The organism is Tumebacillus amylolyticus (assembly GCF_016722965.1).
Lineage (GTDB): Bacteria > Bacillota > Bacilli > Tumebacillales > Tumebacillaceae > Tumebacillus > Tumebacillus amylolyticus.
The window spans coordinates 901,742-926,299 of record NZ_JAEQNB010000001.1 but is presented as its reverse complement, the minus strand read 5'-3'; the positions used below and the strand labels follow the sequence as shown (position 1 = coordinate 926,299).

Sequence of the window (24,558 nt, the reverse complement as noted above, 5' to 3'; positions counted from 1 at the left end):
GGACTGTTGACCTGTGTGCCAACAGTCCTCCTTTTTTATCCTTCCAACAAAGCGCGTAACTTCTCAAGTTGTTCCTCGGTCGATGTACGTTCCCAAGCCTGATTCGCTGCTTGCTCGGCTCTTTGCTTGGCTTCCAGATACTCTGCCTCTTGTTGGAGCCCGAAATAAGCCTCCTCCAAGGTCGCCAGAATCCAATATTGGTCGCTGCGCTGATCGAAGTCCGACCTCATCAACTCTTGACAGATCTCCACAACTTGTTTGCGGACACGATTTGCCAAGACTTGATCGGCAATCCGGTCATCTCCAGTTACAATTCGGCCCCGTACATTCAAGAGGAACGCGAAGTTGATCCCGTTGTAGTAGTCGCGTTTGATATAAAACCCTCGCTCATAGTACCCAATCGCTCGATCCAAATACCCGATTTCGTGCAGTTCTTCCCACAACCGTTTTTGTACTGCCCCTGCAAGACCCAATGTTTCCGGGTCGGCCGACCGTTGCACATCCAAAGGTTCGAGCATTGACCAAGCTTCGCGCAAAGCTTCAACAGCCGTTGGGCTCTTTGATTTGTAGGTGGCTAAGACCCGTCGTTGAACGAAAAAGGAGTTCTGAGGGTCCATCTCTCCCGCCATGCCAAACAGTTCCTTGGCCCGCAAAAACTCCCCTTCGTCCAATGCTTTTTGCCCACGTTCCACGATCTTGTTCAGAGTTTGCAAATCGCTTCCATCCGGAATCGGCAGTTCCTGAACCACTCTGCTCTCTTCAAACCCTTTCAAGTCTTTCAAATAGGTGTACACCGGGCTGTCGATCTGGGGATTCTTCAGGATTTCCTGAATGGCTTCCTTCAGCTCTTTTTGGAAGCGCGTGGCTTCCGAATACCCAATGTCTTTTCCCAAGTGCTCATACCGTCGGATCACGGTATGGCCGAGATCAAAGGGGTTTTGAAACTTCGACTCGGCGATCAAAAGCGTCGTGTGCGGCTTGAGGGCGTGCCGGACTCCCAACTCATACAACGCGTTGGCGTTGTACGTAGAAAGATCTGCAATCACGACATCTGCTTTCAATAAATACTCATACATCGGGACATCAATCGTTCCAGAATGAATGAGTTCATCAGCCCGTACACAATGCAAACCCGCCGCTTCAACCGCTTGCTTGATAACGTTAAAGTAGGTCGCATCCATGTTCAAAAGTCGACCTGTAGGATAGTCGACCTTCTCCCCGTACCCCATTGCAACAAAACACAGTTTCTTCTGCTCACTCATCTGGATTCGTACTCCTTTACCTCGAATGCGCTCCCTACCGTCACCGGATTGCTTTTTCTCGGCGTCACGATGTGATAGACACTTCCGCCAGCCGTTGGTGGAACCGGGTGAGTGGTTGGCTCAAACTCAGCTGGTATTTCTCCGGTTCGCATAAACTGAACAACTTCTGCCGTACCACCCGGAAGTTTCGGATCTTCTCCGTTCCACAGAGCAAGCAGGATGTGGCTGTGTCGCACGGTGTAGGCCCCTACGAATACGTATTGCTTGGCGCGGTTCTCGCCCCACCCTTGGATGTTTTCCAAAGTGTTTCCTTCGACCAAGGGGATTTCCACACAGCGATCCACCTGTTCCAGCAGTTCCCGGAACTCAGTCAAGGACTCTGCTGTCTCAAAGTCATTTTCGTATTCAGAAACCGGCATCGGAAGCAAAGCGATCACCTTCCATTTTACTTCAATTGCAAGTTTAGCTACCAAGCGATCCGCACCGTCCGCAAGCGGCGACATGAGGATCAAGTCTGAACCTGGATTCGAACGTTCGACCTTTTCAAAAAATTCACGCACACGATCACTCAAGTTCAGCAAATCTTCGCTTCGCAAATCACGATGCCCCGTAATTCCAACTTGGATTTGATTCATGCGACCACCCCCCTTTTTTCTTGATTGTACACTGTCGCCCAATGTCTGGTAAACTATGTACACTTACGATACTCCAGAAAGACAGGTGACTCACTGAATGGCATACGCAGAAGTCAACGGTACCTCCCTCTATTACGAAATGGCGGGGAGTGGGCATCCGTTGGTGTTGATCCACGGTTTTAACTTGGACTGCCGGTTGTGGGACGAGCAGTTTGCCGAGTTGCAGAAGCATTTCCAAGTCGTGCGCTACGACATGCGCGGCTTTGGGCAATCGGGTCCGTCGGCGGGGGACTTTTCCCATTTCGACGATCTCGCGGCCCTGCTCGACCACCTCGAGATTGAGAAGACGCATGTCTGCGGGCTGTCGTTTGGCGGGTACACCGCGCAGGAATTCGCGCTCGCCTATCCGGATCGCGTCAACAAACTCGTTCTCGTCTCCGCAGGTCTCAACGGCTTCCCGATGACCGAGATTCGCAAAGCGGACATCGAGACGTTCAACGCTGTGGTACAAACCGCAGATGTGAGCGCAGTGGCGAACGTGTTTGCGAACCAATGGCTCGAAGGGCCGGGGCAAGCACCGGGACGCGTGGCGACGGAGATTCGCGAGCGATTCCTCGACATGGTGTTCCATGCATTCGCTCTGCCGAAGCCGGAGAACTTCCCGAAGTTCCTCCAACCGCCGGTCATCCAGCGCGTGCAGGAGATCAAATCGCCGACCCTGATCATCGCGGGGGAACTCGACTACCCGGACATCTCGCAGATCGCGACCTACCTGCACGGGCGCATCGTCCTGTCCGAGTTGGAAGTGCTCCCCAACCTCGCGCACATCGTCAACATGGAGATTCCGGTACAGTTCAACGACATGCTCCTCGACTTCCTCGGGGCGTAGTGAGTTGTAGAAAAAAAAGGATCGATCCGCTGCGGCGGGTCGATCCTCTTTTTGCATTACACGGTGTTGAGGAGGTCGTCGTATTCCTTCCAGAATTCTTCTACGTACTCATCTGTTTCCGTTTTGATGGCTGTGAAGTAGAACTCCTTGGCTTGGCGGGCGAACGTCAGGACTTGTTCGCGGTACTCTGCGCGGGAGATACGTGCCTGTAGATCCGGGTAGTGTTGAGAACGACCAGACCATTCAGGACAATTGCGAAAGTTCGAGAGGCGTACCTCTTCTCCCGCGAGTTCAACGTCCCAATCCACTTGGGTCGGGCAGCCCATACCGGGGAATATCTCGCCACAACAATTGAACATGGCTTGGTTTTGGCTGTTCTCTTGATCGCGACCGTTCTTCAGTGATCTCAGTAACTGCAACCCGGTTACGTTGAGCGTCCAATCCTGTCCCACGTCGGAGAGGACGGTGTTGTTCACTTGCAAATAGATTTCTCCGTGTGAGCAGAGATCATAAGATCCGGCGTCCGGGGATATCCAATGTTGATTCAAAATCCGAATTTCAAACGACATGGGGGTTATTCAACTCCTGTACGATTTTTGGTAGAATGGGGGCTAGGAATGAGGTGGCCGAATGTTACAACTTGTCAGACTGGATGAAGGACATATCGAGGACTTGGTTGCGTTGTCGACGAAGCTCGGCTGGGACTATGCACCGCCGGAGTTGCGGTTGCTGTTGACGGTCGGGATTGCATATGGACATGTGAATGAGGAAGGTCGCGTCGTTTCCAGTGCGGCGGTGTTTCCCTATGAAGGCCTCGCTTCCATCGGCGGGGTCATGGTCGACCCGAGTCAGCGTCGCCAAGGTCTGGGAACGAAGGTCATGGAACGCGTTCTGGAGGAAGTCCCCGATATTCCTACGATGCTCTGTGCAACGGCGCAGGGCAAGTTCTTATATGAAGCAATGGGCTTCCATACTGTGGGAACCCTGCATAAATACCTCGCGGAACGGTACGTTCCGGTAAAGGAAACGCTTGAGACAGCAGAGGGTCCGAAACTCGAACTGTTTCGAGCAGGCAATGCTCACGAACTCGAAGCGTTGAGATTTGATGATGGGTTTGATCTTGCTCCTATACGCTCGGCTGACTTTGAGCGCATCCTGGAGCTCGACGCCCTCTCCATCGGTGCTCGGCGTCGGAAGTTTTTGCAGATGCGGATTGCACAGGCTTCGGATGGGATGGTGCTTCGTAAGGCTGGTGAGATTGTGGGATTTGCACTCGCGGTGCAAGGCCCAATCTACCGCGTCATCGGCCCGGTGGTCGCACCAGATGCACAACTTGCCTTGATGCTGGTTGAACACCTCGCCCGCCGCCATGACGGGGCTCTGCGGATCGACATCCCCACAGAGCAGACCGAACTCGTAGAAGCAATGCCCCTTCGCGGCTTCCACTTGGCGAACGTCCCCCCGATCATGCTGATCGGGGGCGAGCAACTCCCGCCGAGACACAGCTCCCTCTTCGCCATCTCCTCACAAGCCTACGGATGAGATAAAAAAAAGAACTTGAGGCACTCACGCCCCAAGTTCTTTTTTTCTTACTTCACTTTCCGCGAAGCCAATTTCGCTTGGGTGAACAGCAAGAGGTAATCATGGCCGCCCGCTTTGGAGTCGGTGCCGGACATGTTGAAGCCTCCAAACGGATGCACGCCCACGAGAGCGCCTGTGCATTTGCGGTTGATGTAGAGGTTGCCGCAGTGCATCGTATCGAGTGCTTCTGCGATGCGAACTTCGTCGTTGGAGTAGAAGGAGCCCGTCAGACCGAACTCGGTGTTGTTGTAGATCGCAATCGCTTCTTGCCAGTCTTTCGCTTTAGCAATCGCCAGCACCGGGCCGAAGATTTCTTCCTTCATGATGCGTGCGTTCGGAGCCACGTCTGCAAACACGGTCGGCTGGATGTAGAAGCCGTTGCCCGCTTCCTCCGCCTTGGCGCCGCCTGCAACGAGACGACCTTCGTTCTTGCCGATCTCGATGTATTCGAGAATTTTTTCGTAGGCGTTTTTGTCAGAAACCGGACCTGCCGCGAAGTTTTCTTCCGGGAGACCGATTTTCAGGTTTTTCGTCAGGGCGACGACTTTCTCGACCACTTCGTCGTACACAGACTCGACGATGACCGCACGGGAACCTGCGGAGCACTTCTGGCCTTGGAAACCGAACGCAGATGCCACGATGGACGCCGCTGCTGCGTCGAGGTCTGCCGTTTCGTCGACGACGATGCCGTCCTTGCCGCCCATCTCGGCGACGACGCGCTTGATCCAGATCTGGCCCTCCGCCGTTTCGGCCGCCAGTTTGTTGATGTGCAGGCCGACTTCCTTGGAGCCCGTGAAGGAGATGAAACGAGTCTTCGCGTGCGAGGTCAGGTAGTCGCCGACTTCTGCCGAGGAGCCCGGGATGAAGTTGAGGACGCCTGCCGGGAGACCGACTTCTTCCATCAATTCAACAAACATGTGCGCGATAACCGGAGTGATCGAGGACGGCTTGAGCAGCACGGTGTTGCCCGAAACGATGGCAGCCGTCGTCATGCCGACGCAGATCGCCAGCGGGAAGTTCCACGGCGGGATGACGAAACCGACGCCCAGCGGAATGTAGGTCAGCATGTTCTCTTCGGAATCGATCTTGGTCAGCGGGTGGTGGATGTTCGTTTCGCTCAGGCGAATCGCTTCACGAGCGTAGAACTCCATGAAGTCGATCGCTTCGGCGGTGTCGCAGTCTGCTTCTGCGTAGTTCTTGCCCGCTTCGAGGATCATCATCGCGGAGAACTCGTGCTTGCGTTCGCGCATGAGTTCGGCGGCGCGGAACAGGTATTCGGCGCGCTCGCGGGCCGGCACCTTTTTCCAAGATTCGAACGCGGTCAGAGCGGATTGCATCGCTTGTTCCGCGAGTTCTTGGGACGCTTTGGAGACGCGGCCGATCACTTCGTCGGTGCGACCCGGGTTGATCGAGGTGATTTTGCCTTCGGTGTGGATCAATTCGCCGCCGATGTGCAGCGGGAGGTCACGACCGAGTTGGGACTTGATCTTGGTCAGAGCTGCCTCCATTGCTTGCTGGTTCTCCGGGCGGGTGAAATCGGTGAACGCCTCCGGTGCGTAGGTCGGGATCTTGCGTGCCGCGAGTTGCGTGGTTTGCGTCGTCATGGTTTTCAAGTCTCCTCTCAATTAGTTGGCGACGTTTGCGACGTCGAGAACTTGTTTGATGCGGGCAATCGCCCAGTCGAGTTCGTCTTGCTTGATCGTGAGCGGCGGTGCGAAACGGATCGTGGTTTCGTGGGTTTCTTTGCAGAGCAGGCCGAGTTCTTTGAGCTTCTCGCAGTACGGGCGTGCGCGGCCCGTCAGTTCCACGCCGATGAACAGACCACGGCCGCGGATGTCCTTGATCTCCGGGTTGTTGATCTCGCGGAGTTTTTCGATGAAGTACGCGCCGAGTTCGAGCGAGCGTTGGACGAGTTGCTCCTCTTCGATGACGTCGAGCGCCGCGATGGCCACTGCGCAACCGAGCGGGTTGCCGCCGAACGTCGAGCCGTGGGAGCCCGGTTCAAACACGCCGAGGACTTCGCTGTCGGCCGCCACTGCGGAGATCGGGAATACCCCGCCGCCCAGTGCTTTGCCCATGATGTACATGTCCGGGGTGAAGTCTTCCCATTGCGAAGCGAACAGTCGGCCCGTGCGACCGAAGCCGGTCTGAATCTCGTCGGCGACGAACAGGACGTTGTTCGATTTGCAGGTTTCGTACGCTTCTTTGAGGAAGCCTTCGCGCGGGATGAGGATGCCCGCTTCGCCTTGGATCGGTTCAACGATGAACGCTGCGGTGTTCGGGGTGATCGCCGCTTTCAATGCGTCGAGGTCGCCGTACGGGATGATCTTGAAGCCCGGGGTGAACGGACCGAAACCGCGACGGTACGATTCGTCGGACGAGAACGACGTGATCGTCGTGGTGCGGCCGTGGAAGTTGCCTTCGCAGACGATGATCTCCGCCATGTTCTCTTGAACTTTTTTCACATCGTACGCCCAGCGGCGGACCGCTTTGACCGCGGTTTCAACCGCTTCGGCGCCGGTGTTCATCGGGAGAATCATGTTCTTGCCGGTCAGCTTGACGAGTTTTTCGTAGAACTCGCCCAGACGTTCGCTGTGGAACGCGCGGGAGGTCAGCGTGACTTTGTCCGCTTGGTCCTTGAGCGCTTGGATGATCTTCGGGTGGCGGTGTCCTTGGTTGAGCGCGGAGTATGCGGAGAGCATATCCATGTATTTGTTGCCTTCCGGGTCTTGAACCCAGACGCCTTCAGCTTCTGCGATGACGATCGGAAGCGGATGATAGTTATGTGCACCGAATTGTTCGGTTTGGTCGATAATGCGTTGGGTTTTCGTCATGAGGGAGTTCCTCCTTGGTTGCGTGGGATTTCTTACTTACTTGAATTGCAAGAAGCGTGCCAATTCTGTGCGCGCTTTTTTTCCGTGCAAAATGGGGGCGGGTATGCAAAAATAGTTGGCAGAGGCAAAATTTTTCTGCATACAGGGAGGCAAAATCATTTGGCACTACAGGATCGTTTCCTTTCCATATATGAGCAAGTTCTCGACGAGATCAACGAGGGCGTTCACGTCATCGACGCAGACGGGACGACGGTGGTCTACAACCGCAAGATGACGGAGCTCGAATCGATGGCGTCGCATCAAGTGCTCGGCAAGAAGTTGCTCGATGTCTTCCAGTTCCCCGCCGAGCAGGAGTCCACCCTGTTGCGCTGTCTGCGCGAGGGGCGGGCGATTCGCAACGTGCGGCAGATGTATTTCAACACACAGGGCAAACCGATCTCTACAATAAATAACACCTACCCGATCTTCGAGCAGGGCCGGGTCGTCGGGGCGATGGAGATTGCCAACGACGTGACCAAAATCGAACGGCTGATCCGCGAGAATCTCTTGGAGCGGGAAAAAAGGGGCACGCGTTTTACGTTTGAGAGCATCATCGGCGACAGTGAGGCGATCCGCGAAGTCGTGGAGAACGCCAAGCGGGCCGCTCGCACGTCGTCGTCCGTGTTGGTCGCAGGCGAGACCGGGACGGGCAAGGAGTTATTTGTCCAGAGCATTCATCAGGCGAGTTTGCGGGCGGACGGGCCGTTTCTGTCCCAGAACTGTGCGGCGTTGCCCGATTCGTTGATTGAGGGCTTGCTGTTCGGGACGACCAAGGGCGCATTTACCGGAGCGATTGAGCGGCCGGGGCTGTTCGAGCAGGCGGAGGGCGGTACGCTTTTTTTGGATGAGATCAATTCGCTGAGTTTGCCGCTGCAAGCGAAACTCTTGCGCGTGTTGCAGGAAAAAACGGTCCGTCGCATCGGCGATACGAAGGACCGTGCCGTGAACGTGCGCATCATTGCGGCGATCAACGAAGACCCGATTGAAGCGATATCACATGGGCGACTGCGCAAAGACCTGTACTACCGGCTGGGGGTTGTCACGTTGATGGTGCCGCCGCTTCGGGAAAGACGGGGCGATGTGCCGATGTTGGTGGAGCATTTCATGCGCAAATACAACCAGTTGTTTCAGATGGAGGTCGACGGAGCGAGCGAAGAGGTGCGGGCGTTTTTTGCCGAGTATGACTGGCCGGGGAATGTGCGGGAGTTGCAACATCTGATCGAGGGGGCGATGAACTTGATTGACGACGAGCGCGAGATTGAGATGGTGCATCTGCCCCTGCATCATCTGCGGCGGCAGTCTGTGGTTTCGGCAACTCCTGTGGGCGGTGCCGAGGAGGGGACGCTGACGGCGTTGTCGCAGTCCCCCGGCGCCCTGCGCGATAAACTGGAAGAGTTTGAGAAACACTATCTCCAACAGACCCTCACCCGCCACGGCGGCAATCTCTCGCGGGCGGCCAAGGAATTGGGATTGAGCCGCCAGAGTTTGCAGTACCGGGCGCGGAGGTTGGGGTTGCGGGAGTAGATCGTTTTTTCAGGGAGGCTCTGTGGGAGATGTCGAACAGGCAGGAACAGGAACAGAATCAGTTGCAGCGCACGATGAAGAGCCGTCATTTGTTTATGATCTCGCTTGGCGGTGTGATCGGGACAGGGTTTTTTCTCGGGTCGGGGTATACGATTTCGCAGGCGGGGCCGTTTGGGGCGATTCTGTCCTATCTCGTCGGCGGGTTGATCATGTACTTGACGATGCTGTGTCTCGGAGAATTGTCGGTGGCGATGCCGGTGTCGGGATCGTTTCAGACGTACACGACGAAATTTATCGGGCCCGGCACGGGATTTGCGGTCGGCTGGTTGTATTGGCTCGGCTGGGCGGTGACCGTGGCGCTTGAATTGTTGTCGGCGGCGCAGTTGATGCAGAGATGGTTCGCCGATGTGCCGTCGTGGGTTTGGTGCTTGGGTTTCGGCGTCGTGCTGTTTCTCATGAACGCGCTGTCGGCGAGGACGTTTGCCGAGACGGAGTTTTGGTTTGCGAGCGTGAAGGTGGCGGTGATCATCTTGTTCATCATCTTGGGCGGTGCCGCGATGTTCGGTCTGCTCGGGTTCCAAAGCGGGCAAGCCGCGCCGATGCTGAAAAATTATACGAACAGCGGGCTGTTACCAAACGGAATTAAAGGTCTGATCTTAACGATGATTACTGTGAACTTCTCGTTTCAAGGGACGGAATTGATCGGGATCGCGGCGGGTGAGTCGGAGAATCCGGAGCAGACGATTCCGAAGAGCATTCGGACGACGGTGTGGCGGACGTTGTTTTTCTTCGTGCTGGCGATTTTTGTGCTGGCGGGGTTGATTCCGTATGAGCAGGCGGGCGTGGTGGAGAGTCCGTTTGTTGCGGTGTTTGACTCGATTGGGATACCGTTTGCGGCGGATGTGATGAACTTCGTCATTCTGACGGCGTTGCTTTCGGTGGCGAACTCCGGATTGTATGCGGCGACGCGGATGATGTTCGCGCTCTCCAGTGAAGGGATGGCGCCGAAGGGACTTGGGCGAGTGAATGCGCGGGCGGTGCCGTTGAATGCGCTGGTGCTGACGATGGGGGTTGCGTTTCTGTCCCTGCTGTCGAGTGCGTATGCGGCGGAGACTGTTTATTTGTGGCTGATCTCGCTGGCGGGGTTAGGGGCGCAGGTCGGGTGGATTTCGATTACGTGGTCGCAGTTGGCTTTCAGGAGGAAGTATGTACGGGATGGGGGTCGGGTTGAGGATTTGAAGTTTAAGACGCCGGGGTATCCCCTGCTGCCGTTGGTTGCGACGGTGCTGAATGTGGCGGTGCTGGTGAGCTTGGCGTTTGATAAAGATCAGCGGATTGCGCTGTATTGCGGAGTGCCGTTTGTGGCGGGGTGTTATTTGTATTATTACGGGGTGGTAAGGAGGAAGGCTCATTTTTAACTAGGATTCAATGGTTCTATAGAAAAATATTGACAGAAACTAGGTGAGAGAAATATGATAGTAAGTACAAACTAGAAAAACTAATAAATGACTTCAACAAACAATTGTCCTCTGTGACAATGCGGATTGAAGTCACTCAATGAGGGTAGGAGGCAGACAATTATGAGTATGGGCAATCAATTTAATGTAACTCCGGAACAACTCCACAACGCTTCGATGTCTTTGCAAAATAGCTACAACAACATCGAATCTTTCTACAACCAAGCCTACAACACGGTACAAAGCATTTCCGGCGCTTGGGGCGGTGACGCACAGAAAGCTTACGAAGATTGGTTCAACCACTTCAACAAGGGTCACAAAGAAATGATGGATGCTCTCCAATCCTTCATCAACGCTACTCAAACTGCGGCGCAAGCATACTCTGACACCGAATCTGCTGTCAAAGGTATGTTCAACCGATAATCGAACAGAAGGCCAGTGCCAGCCTCATTGGCATGGCCTTCTTTTTTTCTTTCCAAGGAGGTTTGATCTACGATGAGCCTTGCACTTGATAAGTCCGCACCGCCGCTTCTCGTCACCGTAGAAGGTCTGAACGGTTCGGTTGACGTGGAGCTTTCCGGTGATGTTGCGATCTCGACCTTGCTCCCGCTTCTGATTCAGCACCCGCGCGTTTCCATCCCCGGTGCTCCGAGTTCACCGTCTGAGTGGACCATCGGGATCAAGGGCGGTCAGAAGCTCGACCCTGCAAACAAACTGTTCGACTACGGAGTGCTTGAGGGAACGATTCTCCTGCTCCAACCTAGCTCTCAATACTCCAACCCGCTTCCTGAAATCGAGGGAGAGTTGTCCCTGCCCAACGAGAACAAACTACTCGTCTTGAAAAAAGCGACCTCCTCCATCACCTCTCTGTTCACCCGAAAGAAATAAAAAAGCTCTCCCCCGCACCTGCGGAGGAGAGCTTTTCTCATTCCTCTTCCATAAAGAGTTGTACTTGCCGGACTTTCTGGTTCCGTCTCACGAGGAACCCGCGCCCCTGCGGTAACATTGCGGCACGTTGGCTACCGAGAATAAAGCCCTCACCGGCATCCCCCGCCAACACAATCCCCGGAGAACTCATCTCTTTCAGACGTTGCGGGAATTGGTCGAAGCTTCGCGACGACCCCCCGACTCGACGTGCAAGCACCGTATGGAACCCGATATCTCGCGCTTGTAACAGGTAATCCGCCAACTGCGTAATCGGATTGCCCATCGCGGCGGACACCACTTCATAATCGTCGAGGATCAAGAAGTAATGCGGCCCGCTCCAGCCTTCCTTCGGGTTCGGAGACAGCGCGGCTTGCGAAATTCGCGGGTCGAGCTCTCCACGCAGTGCGAACACCGGTTCATTCAGCATCTGCGCCGACCATGCGTAGTTCTTGATATACGGCTTGACCTCCGGATCGTTCACAAACTCGAACAGCATCCGGCGGAAGTCGATCACGAGGAACTGCACGTGCTCCGGGCCGTACCGCGCCATCATCCCGCGCATGAACTGTCGGAGGAACGCCGTCTTGCCCGTCTCGCCGTCTCCATACACCATGAAGTGTGGCTCGTTGCCCATCGGGTCCCACGACACCACATCGAGACGCGATTCCTCGATCCCAAACGGAATCGCTTTGCCCTGCAACTGCTCCGGCTCCACGTCCCCCTGACGAATTTGCATCGGCAGGATGCGAATCGGTTGCACCTTCGGGCCTTTCCAAGCATCCTGCGTCGCTTGTACAAAGGCATCCGGTGCCGGGTCGCCTGTAACATCCAATCGAGGCAGAGCGACTTGGAAGTAGAAGCCCTCACGCCCCACACCACGTCCTGCGATATCTCGCGGCATGACTTTTTGTGCCGCTCGGTTGACTTCCGAATCGTTCGGTTCGTTCAGACGCAATTCCAAACGCCCCGTGATGTTGTCGCGAATCTTCATCCGCAAGTCCGCCCAGCGGTTCGACGCCAAGATGACGTGAATCCCGTAGTTCAGACCGGTCGTCACCAACTCCGTCACTTCAATGTCCACGAGCTCGAAAAACTCGCTTTGCAACTGCGCGATGTCGTCGATCACGAGGAACACGTCCCCCGGCTGGTCTTGGAACTCCCCGTTCGCCCGACGCTCGCGGAACGTCTGCATCGTGTCGATCCCATGCTGGCGGAACAATTGCTCCCGTTCGTCGATCAAGCCGTGTACTTGGCGGATCATGATGGGGAATTTTTCCTTGTCCCCCTTGCCGTACACCGTCCCGACATGCGGAGCTCCTTGCAACGGACGAAGCAGACCGCCGCCGAGGTCGATCACGTAAAACTGTGCATCCGACGGCTTATGCGTTGCCATGAAAGCTGTCAGGATCGTCTTCAAAAACGTCGATTTCCCGCTCTGCGGCGCACCGACGATCGCCAAGTGCCCCTCGTTGCCGAGGAAGTCGAGAATCAACGGCTCTTGCGACTGCTGCAACGGCAAATCGAGCACCCCGACCGGAACCTTCAATAAAGTACGCACCGGACGCGTCGGCCACTCCGTGCCGTTGAAGAACGGGTAGTTCCCCGTGTTGAACAACGTCTGGAGAAACTGCTGCGGCTTCAAAACGCCGTCGAGCGTCAAGTTGCGATCCAACGGCTCCACCCAGACTTGGTGGACTTCCTGCCCGAGCGTCTTGGCGTGGTCGACCAAACCTTCGATGATGACTTCCATCTCCGTTCGGGAGTCGGCTCGCTTGCCGGACTTCGTCGCCGCGACTTCGTTCATCCCCGGCAGGAGGAACTCCACGATACGGCCCGATGCGTTGAACTCCCCGATGTGGAGAGACGCTTGAGGTTGGTCGGAGATCGGCGTGTACGGCCCCGAGACAGACGCCGTTTTGAACAGGTCGTAGATGTGGGTGTCGACTTTGAGATAGCCCACCCCCGGATAGGAAGGAAGGTAAAAAGCGTCCGGTGTCCCGATGACGGCACGAGACTCCGCTTCGGAGAACGTCCGCAGGCAAATTCGATAGCGCAGATGCGTCTCCAAGCCTTTCAGACGGCCCTCCTCCAAACGCTGTGTGGCAAACAGGAGGTGAATCCCGATACTCCGGCCAATTCGCCCGATCTTGACGAACAGGTCGGTGAACTCCGGCTGAGCGGCGAGCAATTCGCCGAATTCGTCGATGACGACGACGAGATACGGCAGCGGCTCCATGAACGGATTAGCTTGGCGTTTGTTCTGGTACTGCTTCACGTTGTCGAGGTTGCCCGCTTCGCGAAGCATCCGCTGACGGCGGTCCATCTCGCCGAGCAACGATTGGTAGAAACGGTCGATCATCGAACCGTCGCCTTCGAGGTTGGTGATCATCCCCGCCGCGTGCGGCAAGTTGGAGAGATCGGCAAACGCCGCCCCGCCTTTGAAGTCGACGAAGATGAAGTTCAACATCTCCGCATCGTTGTTGACCGCCAGACCAACGACCAAGGAACGCAAGAGCTCCGACTTCCCGGAACCGGTCGCCCCGATGACGAGACCGTGAACCCCCATCCCGTTGTCGGCCGCTTCCTTCAAGTCGACGATGACCGGCTGCCCGTCGACACGCAAGCCAATCGGTGCACGCATGACCAACTCACGCGGTTTGGATTGCCAAGTCGTCGCTGGATCGACGTGTGCCGCCGAACGGATGTTGAGCAGGTCGGTCATCTTGACGGTGTCTGCCAGCGAAATCTGCGACGCCTTCTCACTTTGGACAAACGGTGCCAAACCACGGGCAATCGAGTCGCTGATGACAAGCGACAAGCGCTCTGCTTGCTTGCCCTCTGCCCGGCGACCGCCAAACGCCATCTCTTCAAATGTGAACTCGCCCTCTTCCCCGACATGCACGCGAGAAGAGAATGCCTGCGGAATCGAGTACCGCCCGTCCACCAGCGAGAGCACGGTGATGCCCGCCTCGGTCGCCAAGTTGAACAGCTCTGCCAACTCGGTCGACTGCGAGATCAGCGTGTTGATGTCGATGCCGTCCAAGACGAGAATCTGATGCGGACCCGACGGGCCGGTCGGCTGGTTTTTGCGCTCTTCGCGGGATTTTTTCACCTGTACGATGCGCGGGAGAATTTCTTCATTAAACATCTGGTGGAACTCCATCGCGTTGCTCGCCATGAAGCAGAGCGGGATGCCGCCCGGCATTTTTTTCGTGGAGCGTGCGCGGCGGCCGTGCGGGAGCCATTTGAACCATTGCCACTGCTGTTCCACTTCCTTGGTGAAGTAGACCAGCATCTGCACGTCTTCCGGTGCATGGAACACCGCCACTTGTGTGAGCAGGGCGCGCGCCATCTCTTGGATCATGTGGCGTTTGCCACGAATCGCCAGCGACCCGAGGTCTTTGAGCGGGAGTTCAATCGGTGCGTTTTCGATCAACTCGAACTTGGTAACGAGCGTCTTGGCGCGGTAGACCAAGTTCTTGTCATACTCGGTAAACGGGTTGTCGTCCATCTCCAACTTCGCTTTGCTCGTCAGCGGCACCGAGCCGCGTCCCATCGAGATCGTCAAAAAGTCCTCGTCACTGCGGTTGCGCTCCCAGATGCGTTCCCGTTGTTGAACGAAGCCGAGCAACTGCGACGGCTCGGGAAAGAGCGTGTCGTAGTATTTTTTCTGACGCAGAGAGAGCTTTTGAAGTTTGTCGTGCTGTTCGTCGAGGTAGTTGACGTACTTTTTCTTGACGGAGCGCTGTTGAGACATGCGGTTTTTTTTCTGCATGACGACTTGCACAATCGCGGTGATGATGGAGATCGCCGCCATGACGCTTGCGGCGAACGCCATTTTCGGGCTTTGGTAGACCGTGGACATGATGTACGCCGATGTCATTGTGAGGCCGGCGGTGATGATCGAGACGACCAAGCCCCCTTTGCTCGGCGGTTGCAGCGGCGGGGGCGAGACGATTTTCACCTCGTCTTTGGGCAGCGTCTCGGGATACGTGCGGGCGGGTCTGTAATACTGAATTCCGTTCATGGTGTCCTCCTATCTCACTTCTTGAACAAGCGACCGAATAACCCCTTGCCGCTCGCCGCCGCCCTCTCCTCTTCCAACGTCGTGCGCAGGAAGTTGTCCGGCACCAGCAGTTCGAGGATCGGTTTCAGCGCGCCGTCCAACTCGTCGTCCACGTCGATCAACCGAGCTTCCCACGCGGCACGGTAGAGGTGCTTCATGGATTGCGCGGGGATGTGGGCGAGCGGTTTTTTCGGGAGGCATTGCAAGAGCAGTTTCTGATCGACGCCGGCGTTGAACTTGTTGACGACGACGTGGACGTGCAAGTCGCCGCGTTCTTCGGCGTGGAGCAGGTCTCGAATCAGCAGGAACTCCTCCGTCGGCGGTGCCCCGTCTGACGGCGGCATCAGGCGTTGGAGAAGCACCGGGTCGGGGTCCACGACGAGGAACACATGGTCAAACTCGTCAAAAATGTCGGCATCAAAACCGTCCGGCGTAAACGAAGCATCGTAAAAAATGAACGGCGAGTGCCGCAGTTCGTACACCAGCTTCATGATCTCTTCGGCGGAAACGTCACCGTTGGGCAGTTGCGGGTGGTTGAGGTACATCGCGATGCCTTCGTAGAGCAGCTCGGCTTCTTTTTTCAAGGAGCCGTACTCGAGGACGTGGAACGGCGGTTTGTAGTCGGGTTTGAGATCGGCGACGTTCAAGTGGTCGTAGAGCGTCGGGCGGTTGCCCGGATGCTCAACCAGCGTACAGTGCAGGCTGCGGTTGGCGATGGCGGTGGCAAGCGTCGTCGTGACAAACGTCGCCCCGGCACGCGGCGTGAGGTTGAGGAACATGCAAACTTTACTTTGCATCGAAACGTAGGAATGCACGGGAACGGCGACTTTGATCTGGCGTTCGACGATGCGTTCCTTTTCGATGATTTTTTCGACTTCGACGATTTTTTCTTTTTCAATAATTCGGACCGGGCCTCGATGCTCGTCCTCGTCGGGGAGGTTCGGGCGGATCGGTTCCAGGAGTTCGTCTTGGGCGGATAAAAGCGGAGCGATGCGCCGCACGATTTGATTTGCGGTGTCGCGCAGGTCTCCGTAGAACAGCAAGACGTCAACGCCGTAGCGGTGTGCAAGTTCATTGGCTTCCTGCGACCAGCGCAGGGTCGGGTCGAGGATCAACAACTCACAACGGCCCGCAGACAACTCCGCTTGCAACTCCGCCTCCGATTGGAGGTTGTCACTCCATTCGATCGCAGGGTACGGCAGGAACGTTTGCAGCTTCTGGCCGAGCGGAGCCGAACCGAAAGCAAATACCAGTCTCATCTCTGTACCCCCTTCTAAATATGATTTAGTATACCAAAAATAGTCATATTTTTTAATATCAACTAGGAATCATAGCGATCTAATTGCCCATTCCCCCGTTTAAGCAACTCCACGGCCGGTAGCCTTTTTGGGCGGCGTCTTTCTCGTTGGTGAACGTCTCGGTGCGTTGGTAGTTGGTCATGTCGAACTTCGGCAGACAGCTTTCGCGGAAGTAGTACTGACTGCCTTTCATCGGGCCGGGGTCTTTGCCCTTCACGCCGATCAGCGCGTCTTTTTTCACGATGCGCGATCCGCCGAGGGCGTAGTTGTTGTAGGTTTTGTCGCCCATGGGAATGCCTTGGATGAAGGCGAGCAGGCCGATGTCGTCCACGGTGTTGTTCCACTGCTCTTGGTCGATGGTGGGAAGGGTGAACGTGTAGGCGATGCCTTGCGACTTGGCGTAGGCGTTGTAGGAGTTGATCTCCTGCTCCAAGTCGGTTTGGAGAGCCCCGATGATCGTCGTCCGACGGAAGCCGTCGAACGTTGCGTGGTCGGTCGCCCAGGTGTGAAGTTCCTTGGAATTGTAGCCGAACAGCGGATTTTGGTAATATTCGCGGTTGACCTGCTTTTCAACGTCGTCGAGAGAACCGTCCTCCCAGCGGTTGTGCAGACGGTCAAAGACTTGAACCGTGTCGTCGAGGGTGAAGCCGATCGTGTTGTTCGAGGTATCGGTGAAGACCCACGGTTTTTTTTCGGAGAAGACGTGCTTGGATTCCAAGCCGGACGCGCCGGAGTATGGCTGCGGCGAGTACAAGTAGTAGCCGTCAAAATCAATCACCATCAGGGCGGGGATGTAGCTCATCAGCGTTCCTTGCGTCGCTTCATCCTCCGCGTCAAAGCTCAGGTACAGCGAGTGCAAAAAAGCGTCGACCGCCGCCTCCTTGTTGGCACGGTATTTTTTTAATGAGCCGTAGCCTGATTCGAACTCTTGTTTCTCGTTGAACGTCAGCGCTTTTGCCCCGTCTTGCACCGCCGAGGTGATGGCGGCGTTGTAGCGCGTTTCGAGGTTGAGCGACGCTTTTTGTGCAGTGACGTGCCAGCCGTTGAAGACGAAGAACGGCAGCAGGAGCAGCACGGCGATGATGGCAAAGTTCGTGATCTTCATGGCGGTGCGTCACTCCCCTCTCGTTTTGTCCCTAAAAAAATCTGTGGCCCCCTCGCGTGAGGGAGCGACAGATTGTTTGGCGTCAGGATTATTGCTGAACGAACTTCAGGCCGTGAATCACGTTCGAGTCGTCTCGAATGATCGAAGCATTGAAACGACCAGCCGGGTTGATGTACGTAGTGGCACTTTGCGTGGTCGAGTCCGCGAGTTGACTGTACCCACTGGTTGGAACCACATTCGAAGATGATGCCGGAAGAGTCGAATCGTACGAAACGATTCCCGTCGATTCATTCACCACTCCGTTGTACCAAGTACCTCCGGAAACAGGTGTCGTCGCAATTTTATTACGCCCTGTGATGACCAATACCCCGAATTGCTTTTGTTGGCTGAATTTGCGCAAGGCGTTGACAACCTGCGAGCCGGAAATCGTCGTGCCGTCGTACACGTTGAACGACGTGCTGGACAACTCACGCTGAATACCGGAGAAGTTCTCTTGTGCCGACTTGGTCGCTTCTTGGGCTGAGATGAACATCACGACCGCGATGGTGATCAGTGCGATTGCGAGAAAGATGCCGGCAGCCATGACCAAAGCTTTCTGAGCGTTTCCCATGTAGGTGTATCCCCTTTTTTCCCTAGTTTTCTCTGTCTAATAATCTTCGTTGAGAACCATGCCCCCGTATGGGATGACAATTTTCTCTGTATCGGAGCTTCCATTGTTCAAAAAGTCCCGCATCAGCGTTGCCGCTGTTTTGTTCGTGTTGACGACCGTGACTTTGAAGTAATCTCCAGCCTGCATTTCATAGCGGCGGCTCGGGTCGTCGATCCCTGTGGTGTTGTCCGGGAACATCAGGTCCATGATCTGCTGGGTGTAAAACTCGTCGTAGTTGATCACGTACTTGTCCTGCGTCGGATTGCTCGGGTCCGGGATCGTCGGATCGTACCGCTTGTGCTGGTGCTCCATCTTCACATCGAACGTGTTCCCCGTCGTCTGCAACTCGGTGAAAAAGTCGTTGTACATCTGCGGAGAGATGTAGCCTTTGTTGCGAACGGAGTCGGTGAAAGTGGTGACCGCTTTCAGGGCGACCATGTACGAGATGTCGTCTTGGCGTTCAAACCCTTCTGACATCGGGTAGAAGTAGAGGAGCAGGACGGCGAGGATCAAAGCGAACACTTTGGATATTGAGTTCATCGACCATCCTCCTCTACGGTGTCGTGGTGTAACGAATGCTGGTGAGATGGCCTTGGGTGTCCCGAATGAAGGTCACGTTGAACTTCGCCTGTACGTTGATCGTCCCAACCGTGTCGGGGTCGGAGCGGTCTACGCCGTCGACGTAGACGGGAATCCCCAAGTCATGATTGTGATAGATATTTTGGACGACGACCGACCCAAGGACGGTGTCCGTTTTCGAAGTCTCTTTTAATGTAGTCGTTTGATTGCGGTCAAGCCCTTGGTTCGTTTGATACGTCTGATCCAACGCATCAGCCGTGCTGGTGAACAAGGTGTAGCCCATCGAAAGCGCCGATATGAACAAGATCATCGCGACACTCATGTAGAGCATTTTTCGTGTTGTGCTGCCCATGATCTAGTCTTGCTGGGTGAACACAAGGCCTTTGACGACATTGGATGTGTCGCGAACGACAATAGCTTGGAAACGACCTGCCGGGTTGACGTAATGTCGGGATTCAATTGCCTCCGCTTCTACTGGGCGAGTGTAGTAGTAGGAATTGTGAATACGGCCACCGTACGTGTTTGCGGACTCCGTAGCTTGCGACGCATGGTCCGTTGTCGCAATATTACCGGTGGATGAAACCACATCTCCGTACCAAGCACCCGACGGACGGTCAGTGCCTACGATTACTTGGATGCCGAACTCTTGACGGTTGTCATATTTGCGCAGAGCATTCACAACCTGCGACCCCGAGACAATCGTGTTGTCGTACACGTTAAACGACGTGCTCGACAGCTCATTCTGAATCCCGGAGAAGTTATCCTGCGCGGTCTTCGTCGCTTCTTGTGCCGAAATGAACATCACCACAGCGATGGTAATCAGGGCAATTGCGAGAAAAATCCCCGCCGCCATGACCAAAGCTTTCTGTGCGTTTCCCATCTGGTAAAAGCCTCCTCACTGAATCGTCTGGATCTGGTTGAAATACGTGCTCATCTGGTTCATCGACATCAGAATGAGCGGAATGACGAGATACAGGAACACCAGCGCATACATCGGAACAAACCCGATCATTTTACCCCAACTTGCTTTCTCGTTGATGATGCGCTCGTACTGCTCCTTGCGTTGCTCTTGGTAATACACCCGTTCGGTTTCGAGATCGTCGAACGCTTGGCGAATCGGAATTTTCTCCACGGCGACGAGCAGACGCTCAACCGTGCGGACAAACGGCACGAACGGCGCGTCTTCCTTGAGCTGCTCCATCGCTTTTTCTCCCCCGGCCTCGTAGTCCATGAGGCAGACTTGGAGCGGTTGACGGAAGATGACGGCGAAGCGCTCCATCCATTCCAAGATGTTCTCGACGGAGATGCGCTCGATTTCCGAAAGCATCGCGATGATCGTATGGAACTGATCGACCTCGTTCTGCATGTCCATCTCGCGCATCCGTCTGCGAAACTCGATCATCCACAGCGGGAGGAAGTAGCCGCCCGTCGCGACCCCGACGGCGATGACCAATTCCCACCACTTGAAATACTCGTTCTCCATCGTGTCGAGCTTTTTCAGAACCCGTGCGGCGTCTTTGTTCACCGCTTCTTTGGAAGCGTCGCGGCCCGCTTTCACCTTGACGGCGGCGCGGACTGCGCCTTCTCTTTTTTTCGGGTCCGGTTCGTCCTGCACGCTTTCGATGATCTTGCGGTCGGATATCGTGAGCTCCTCGGCTTTTTTCTCTTCTTCCGGGGAGAGCTGACCGAACAACGTCGTGTTCTTGGTCGGCGCATACAGCACGTTCTGCTTGGAGACATGGTGCATGTACAGCGTCGTCGAGATCAAGACCACGAACGTCGCGAGGCACAGCAAGATTCGTTGCAAGTACAACCATTCGATCGTCAGCGGAGAGGACGTGTCTTTCAACAGCCGCGTGAGTTTGAAATGCTGCTTGGTGTGCTGACCCGGCACCATGCGGTCTACGATCCACGCGACGGCGGGGAGTTCGTAGACTTTTTTCTCCCATTTGGTGCGGGTGGCTTTGGCGGCGTACTTGCCCTCGTCGTTCTCCTGCATCTTGCGCAGGAGGACGTAGGAGATCAAAATCACCGCAAAGATAATCATCTTGGTGAAAAACCCGATCTTACCCGTATAAAAATCATCCATCGACGGGAAGTGTCCCCGCGCCCAGATTTCAATCGGTTTGGTAAAAAAGATCGGGGCCAGCGAGATGATCGTCAGCCCGCTGAACAGGTAGCGCAGACGGTCCCGACGCAGAATTTCCAAGTTGATCTCCTGCGTGAGACGGCTCAACCCGTTCAAGTACATCGAGCCGTTGTTGATCGTCTTGTCCCCGTACTCTTTGACGAGAAACGAGATGCCGGCGAATCCTTTCAAAAAGCGAGTCGGCGCGACTTCGTAGTAGTTCTCCAACTCGTCCTGCGGGTCGTTGGCGGTCAAGACCTCGTAGATGCGCTCGGCATGCAGTTGCGCTTCGTACTTGGAGACCTGCCCCGCTTCGTAAATCGCTTCCTCGACCATGCCGTGCTGGTGGTAGTAATGCCGCACGTCGGTCATGAGATGAGAGAGTTGCTTCAGCAAGCGGTCCTCGACCCGCCCGACGAACGTGTCGATCAACATCCCGTTGATGACGACCACCGCCACGACGACCATCGCGAGGAACGTCGGGTCGCGGTTGACCAACACCAGCAGAACCACCGCCACGAACAGAATCCCGAGCGTCAAGTAGGCGATCTTCATCGTCTCCTTGCGCATCGTGAATTCATCGTAGGAGTGAATCGTGGACAGACGCTTGCGAATCTTCGCCGTGTAGCTTTCCAGAAGCGGCGTGCGGGAGAACAACACGTACGATTTTTGGAAAAAGTTCACCAGGCGTTGCCGCGTGGTTTTTTGATTCGGTTCAATCAGGTCGGAGTAACCCTTCTGCACTTGAAACGAAGAGTTCGAACCCTGACGTCGGCGTATGATCTGAAACGCGATCAAGAGAAGGAAAAAGAGGCCGAGTGAAACGCCGATGACCGTATAGAGGATGAGATTAAGATTCAAGAGGCGTCGCCCCCCAATTCGCTTGGAGGAAGTCGCGGAACGCCTGCTCGTCCTCGGCCGACATGTGCTCGCACATCTCGTGCAAGTTGCGGTCGGAAAGCGGATGGACGGCGACATACTCCCCGTTGCGGAATTCGACGAGGTTGCGCGACTCGAACCATTGGCGGTCTGTCGTGCGCTTGAAGTACTCGGTCGCCGTGCTCATGAAGCGGTCGAGTTTTTCCTCCAGCGTGTTCGCCGCTTTGAAATCTTCGGGGTAGGGCAGATGTTGATAGTCGAGCGGCACGCACTCGGTGATCCGCTCGATGTAGCGCTTCCCATCAAAGTCCCGCTTCAAATGAATGTCGAAGTTGATGACGGAGATGACCTGCTGTTCGGCGATCGTCTCGTTGTTGAACATCCCCGTTTTGAGCAACGAGTTGCGCAGGGAGAACACGAGGTCGCGGAACGTCTTGGCATGGTGCGTGAAGAGGGTGAAAAGCGACGCCACCTGCGACATCTGAATCATCCACGCGGCAACCGGGTCGGTCGCAACTTCCCCGAGGATGTTGACGGTCCCGTCCGTTTTCTTCTGCACGTCGAGACCCGCTTGTCCGGAAATCGTGTCGGTTTCGCGGAACGAGAGGATGTTGCGGTCGTGGTAGATTTTTCGCAGATGCAACTCGAACGCCATCTCTTGCACGCGGATGTTGAACGCGGCGTTGATGTAACGCACCATCGCCATCAGCAGCGTGGTTTTTCCCGAGCCTTGCGACCCGGTGACCGATGTGATCCGACAGCCCTTGACCAGATACTGAATCAGCGTAATCGGGAGCTCTGCCCCCGGATCGCGGATCAGTTGTTCCAGCGAGGCGTTCGGCACATCGAACTTCCGGACGAAAAACGCCCACGACTCGGCAAAGTTCGGACGGACGACGACGACGCGAGAGCCGTCCTTCATCTCGTTGACTTTGAACCCGTTCGATTCGGAGAGTTGGCCGGGGTTGTTGTACTTGTAGATGTTCTGGCAGACGCGCTTGAGTTCAAGCTCCGAGCCAAACGAGATGCATTGCAGGTGAATCGACTTCCCGCGGTAGAACAGCCAGATCGAGTCGTGCGACTTCGGGACCGGTTTCTTCATCTGTTTGGCGTACAGTTCAAACTCGCCCGTTTGCTGGATGAACGAGGCCGGCAGACCGGAAACCCCGCCGGAGATGCCGTCGATGTTCATGTCGCGAATCTCGTCGATGACGGAGAAGCCTTTGTAGGTCTGGTAGATGCGTTGGACGATGATGTGCAACTTGTCTTCGAACAGCAGACGACGGACTTCTTTTTTGAAAATGAGCTCGATCTCTTGCGCGGTGATGATGTACGACGGGGTCTTGCCCTCTTCGATCACATGCTTGGTGGAGTCGAGGTCGTACTTTTTGATCAGCTCGGCGAGCGCGTTGTAGCCGTGCTTTTTCTTGAAATGGTAGAGCAAGATCTCGAACTTGTCCTGCGGGCTCAAGCGCTGACGGTCTTCAAACGGAATCACGAGGTTGATGTTGAGGTCGTTGAGGCCGTAGGTTTTGAGAAGCAGATCGAAGATGAAAAACTTCACGTAGTTCTTGTCGTTGATGTCTCCGCTGGTGCAGCCCTTGAGGGCTTTTTTCAGTTCGGCGCGCTTGTTCTTGCGGCGGCGGAACTCTTCGGCGGAGAGGCCCAAGTCGTAGAGGTTGGAGTTCGTCATCTCGTGCAGGGTTCGTTTGACGTACTCGGTCAGCGCGTCGAGGTTGTACTTGCGCTCGTCGGTGACTTTTTTATCGGGCAGGTCTTTTTTGTCTGTCAGTTTGAAGAAAACGAACACCCCGACCAACAGCAACACCGCGATGATCAGCAGGAGGTTGATCCAAAAGTACGACATCAGTTCCCCCTCCTCACGCGTCCATCTCCAAGTTGAGACCGAGATGGTCGACGATTGCGCGCGCGAGGCGGCGAATCTCCTGCATGAAGAAGTAGTTGTCGTGGAGCTTGGTCACACTGCGGTTGCGCAGGAAAAAGTCGAGGACTTTGCGGTCGTTGAGCGCATCGAGAAAATCGGTGCAGTACGGAACGGTGTAGATCGGGTCTTTGTACCGGAAGCGGCGAGCAATGTTCTGGGCGGAATACTTCGACTGCGGATCGTAGGAACCGAGCACGACGATGAACGGTTTCTCGTTGAGAATCTCCGGCCAGTCCTCCTTGGAGAAAAAGCGCTCCAGCAAGTTGATGTTCTGGTTGAGGTTGACGACGATCAGGTCGGAGCCTTGGAGCATCGTCATCGAGAGCTGGTTCTGCTGCCCCGAGTTCAAGTCGAGCAACGTCAAGTTGTAGAATTGCTTCGCCGCGTAAAAAATCCCTTGGATGACCTCGTGAATCGATTCGAACATCGCTTCATCCGGCTTGGTCGTCCCGGTCAGCAGGTCGAGACGGTCCTTGAGAATCGGGTTGGTGTAGTCTTGGATGATCTCCGGCGTCAGACGGCCGCTGCGTGCGAGACGTTCCAGCGCGTCGAGACCGGTGTCGTTGAACGTGATCAACGAGTCTTCACGTCCGGTGAAATACTTGAGAAACGCCGACTCCAACGTGGAGCGCGACCAATGCGTGTGGGCAACCAGCGTGCGCAGGGCGTATTCGAGGCCGATAATCGTGGCGGAGGCGACGACGTTGGCGGTCGTGGCGACTTGCCCGTGCGCGTTGCCCCAGAATGCGACTTGTCCCATG

The 24,558-nt window shown here is 55.6% G+C and carries 21 protein-coding genes; 6 read left to right on the top strand and 15 right to left on the bottom strand.

Annotated elements, in window-relative coordinates; translation table 11 throughout:
- Positions 1-35: 35 nt before the first annotated feature.
- Complete coding sequence (locus JJB07_RS04315; protein WP_236587608.1) at positions 36-1,262, bottom strand: TRAFs-binding domain-containing protein; 1,227 nt, start codon at positions 1,260-1,262, stop codon at positions 36-38.
- The gene (locus JJB07_RS04310; protein ID WP_201631418.1) at positions 1,259-1,897 is read right to left on the bottom strand and encodes a hypothetical protein; all 639 of its coding nucleotides are present in this window, start codon (positions 1,895-1,897) and stop codon (positions 1,259-1,261) included. The genes JJB07_RS04315 and JJB07_RS04310 overlap by 4 nt, the downstream gene beginning before the upstream one ends.
- A 97-nt stretch (positions 1,898-1,994) precedes the next feature.
- Here JJB07_RS04310 and JJB07_RS04305 point away from each other — a divergent pair, with 97 nt between their 5' ends.
- The gene (locus tag JJB07_RS04305; RefSeq protein ID WP_201631416.1) at positions 1,995-2,786 is read left to right on the top strand and encodes an alpha/beta fold hydrolase; all 792 of its coding nucleotides are present in this window, start codon (positions 1,995-1,997) and stop codon (positions 2,784-2,786) included.
- Positions 2,787-2,842: 56 nt separating this feature from the next.
- Here the strand turns inward: JJB07_RS04305 and JJB07_RS23910 are convergent, their stop codons facing one another.
- Positions 2,843-3,355, bottom strand: coding sequence for a hypothetical protein (locus JJB07_RS23910; RefSeq protein WP_236587607.1), 513 nt, complete (start codon positions 3,353-3,355; stop codon positions 2,843-2,845).
- A 61-nt stretch (positions 3,356-3,416) separates the two neighbouring features.
- On the opposite strand from JJB07_RS23910, the gene JJB07_RS04295 reads away from it, so the two are divergent.
- The gene (locus tag JJB07_RS04295; protein WP_201631414.1) at positions 3,417-4,328 is read left to right on the top strand and encodes a GNAT family N-acetyltransferase; all 912 of its coding nucleotides are present in this window, start codon (positions 3,417-3,419) and stop codon (positions 4,326-4,328) included.
- Between the two features lie 47 nt (positions 4,329-4,375).
- Here JJB07_RS04295 and pruA read toward each other — a convergent pair whose 3' ends face one another.
- Together pruA and JJB07_RS04285 are read right to left on the bottom strand one after the other, a co-directional pair.
- Positions 4,376-5,971: an L-glutamate gamma-semialdehyde dehydrogenase gene (gene pruA, locus JJB07_RS04290; protein WP_201631412.1), complete on the bottom strand. Its 1,596-nt coding sequence runs from the start codon at positions 5,969-5,971 to the stop codon at positions 4,376-4,378.
- Between the two features lie 21 nt (positions 5,972-5,992).
- Positions 5,993-7,201, bottom strand: a complete 1,209-nt coding sequence (locus JJB07_RS04285) for an ornithine--oxo-acid transaminase (RefSeq protein ID WP_201631410.1) — start codon at positions 7,199-7,201, stop codon at positions 5,993-5,995.
- 159 nt (positions 7,202-7,360) lie between these two features.
- Between JJB07_RS04285 and JJB07_RS04280 the strand changes: the two genes are divergently transcribed.
- The 4 genes from JJB07_RS04280 (at position 7,361) to JJB07_RS04265 (ending at position 11,109) form a co-directional block, all read left to right on the top strand.
- Positions 7,361-8,764 (top strand): sigma-54 interaction domain-containing protein, encoded by a 1,404-nt coding sequence (locus JJB07_RS04280; protein WP_236587604.1) that lies wholly within the window; start codon positions 7,361-7,363, stop codon positions 8,762-8,764.
- 29 nt (positions 8,765-8,793) lie between these two features.
- The gene (locus JJB07_RS04275; RefSeq protein ID WP_201631406.1) at positions 8,794-10,182 is read left to right on the top strand and encodes an amino acid permease; all 1,389 of its coding nucleotides are present in this window, start codon (positions 8,794-8,796) and stop codon (positions 10,180-10,182) included.
- Between the two features lie 162 nt (positions 10,183-10,344).
- The gene (locus tag JJB07_RS04270; RefSeq protein ID WP_201631404.1) at positions 10,345-10,644 is read left to right on the top strand and encodes a WXG100 family type VII secretion target; all 300 of its coding nucleotides are present in this window, start codon (positions 10,345-10,347) and stop codon (positions 10,642-10,644) included.
- 72 nt (positions 10,645-10,716) lie between these two features.
- A complete protein-coding gene (locus JJB07_RS04265; RefSeq protein ID WP_201631402.1) occupies positions 10,717-11,109 on the top strand; it encodes an EsaB/YukD family protein in 393 nt (130 codons plus the stop codon).
- A gap of 37 nt (positions 11,110-11,146) precedes the next feature.
- Here the strand turns inward: JJB07_RS04265 and eccCa are convergent, their stop codons facing one another.
- The 10 genes from eccCa to JJB07_RS04215 all read right to left on the bottom strand — a co-directional run bounded on the left by eccCa (position 11,147) and on the right by JJB07_RS04215 (position 24,557).
- Entirely contained in the window at positions 11,147-15,175 is a 4,029-nt protein-coding gene (gene eccCa / locus JJB07_RS04260) for a type VII secretion protein EccCa (protein WP_201631400.1), read from the bottom strand.
- A gap of 14 nt (positions 15,176-15,189) precedes the next feature.
- On the bottom strand, positions 15,190-16,473 hold the full coding sequence (locus JJB07_RS04255) for a CpaE/TadZ family protein (RefSeq protein WP_201631398.1): 1,284 nt from the start codon (positions 16,471-16,473) through the stop codon (positions 15,190-15,192).
- Positions 16,474-16,552: 79 nt separating this feature from the next.
- Positions 16,553-17,617 carry a hypothetical protein gene (locus tag JJB07_RS04250; RefSeq protein WP_201631396.1) on the bottom strand — a complete coding sequence of 355 codons (1,065 nt, stop codon included), beginning with the start codon at positions 17,615-17,617 and terminating at the stop codon, positions 16,553-16,555.
- A gap of 88 nt (positions 17,618-17,705) precedes the next feature.
- Positions 17,706-18,227, bottom strand: coding sequence for an ABC transporter permease (locus JJB07_RS04245; protein ID WP_201631394.1), 522 nt, complete (start codon positions 18,225-18,227; stop codon positions 17,706-17,708).
- Positions 18,228-18,263: 36 nt separating this feature from the next.
- On the bottom strand, positions 18,264-18,806 hold the full coding sequence (locus JJB07_RS04240) for a hypothetical protein (protein WP_201631392.1): 543 nt from the start codon (positions 18,804-18,806) through the stop codon (positions 18,264-18,266).
- A 13-nt stretch (positions 18,807-18,819) separates the two neighbouring features.
- A complete protein-coding gene (locus JJB07_RS04235) occupies positions 18,820-19,197 on the bottom strand; it encodes a hypothetical protein (protein ID WP_201631390.1) in 378 nt (125 codons plus the stop codon).
- Between the two features lie 3 nt (positions 19,198-19,200).
- Complete coding sequence (locus JJB07_RS04230) at positions 19,201-19,725, bottom strand: ABC transporter permease (protein WP_201631388.1); 525 nt, start codon at positions 19,723-19,725, stop codon at positions 19,201-19,203.
- Positions 19,726-19,740: 15 nt separating this feature from the next.
- Entirely contained in the window at positions 19,741-21,834 is a 2,094-nt protein-coding gene (locus tag JJB07_RS04225) for a hypothetical protein (RefSeq protein ID WP_236587603.1), read from the bottom strand.
- Entirely contained in the window at positions 21,824-23,719 is a 1,896-nt protein-coding gene (locus JJB07_RS04220; protein WP_201631386.1) for an ATPase, T2SS/T4P/T4SS family, read from the bottom strand. The genes JJB07_RS04225 and JJB07_RS04220 overlap by 11 nt, the downstream gene beginning before the upstream one ends.
- Positions 23,720-23,732: 13 nt before the next feature.
- The gene (locus JJB07_RS04215; RefSeq protein ID WP_201631384.1) at positions 23,733-24,557 is read right to left on the bottom strand and encodes a chromosome partitioning protein ParA; all 825 of its coding nucleotides are present in this window, start codon (positions 24,555-24,557) and stop codon (positions 23,733-23,735) included.
- Position 24,558 lies beyond the last annotated feature (1 nt).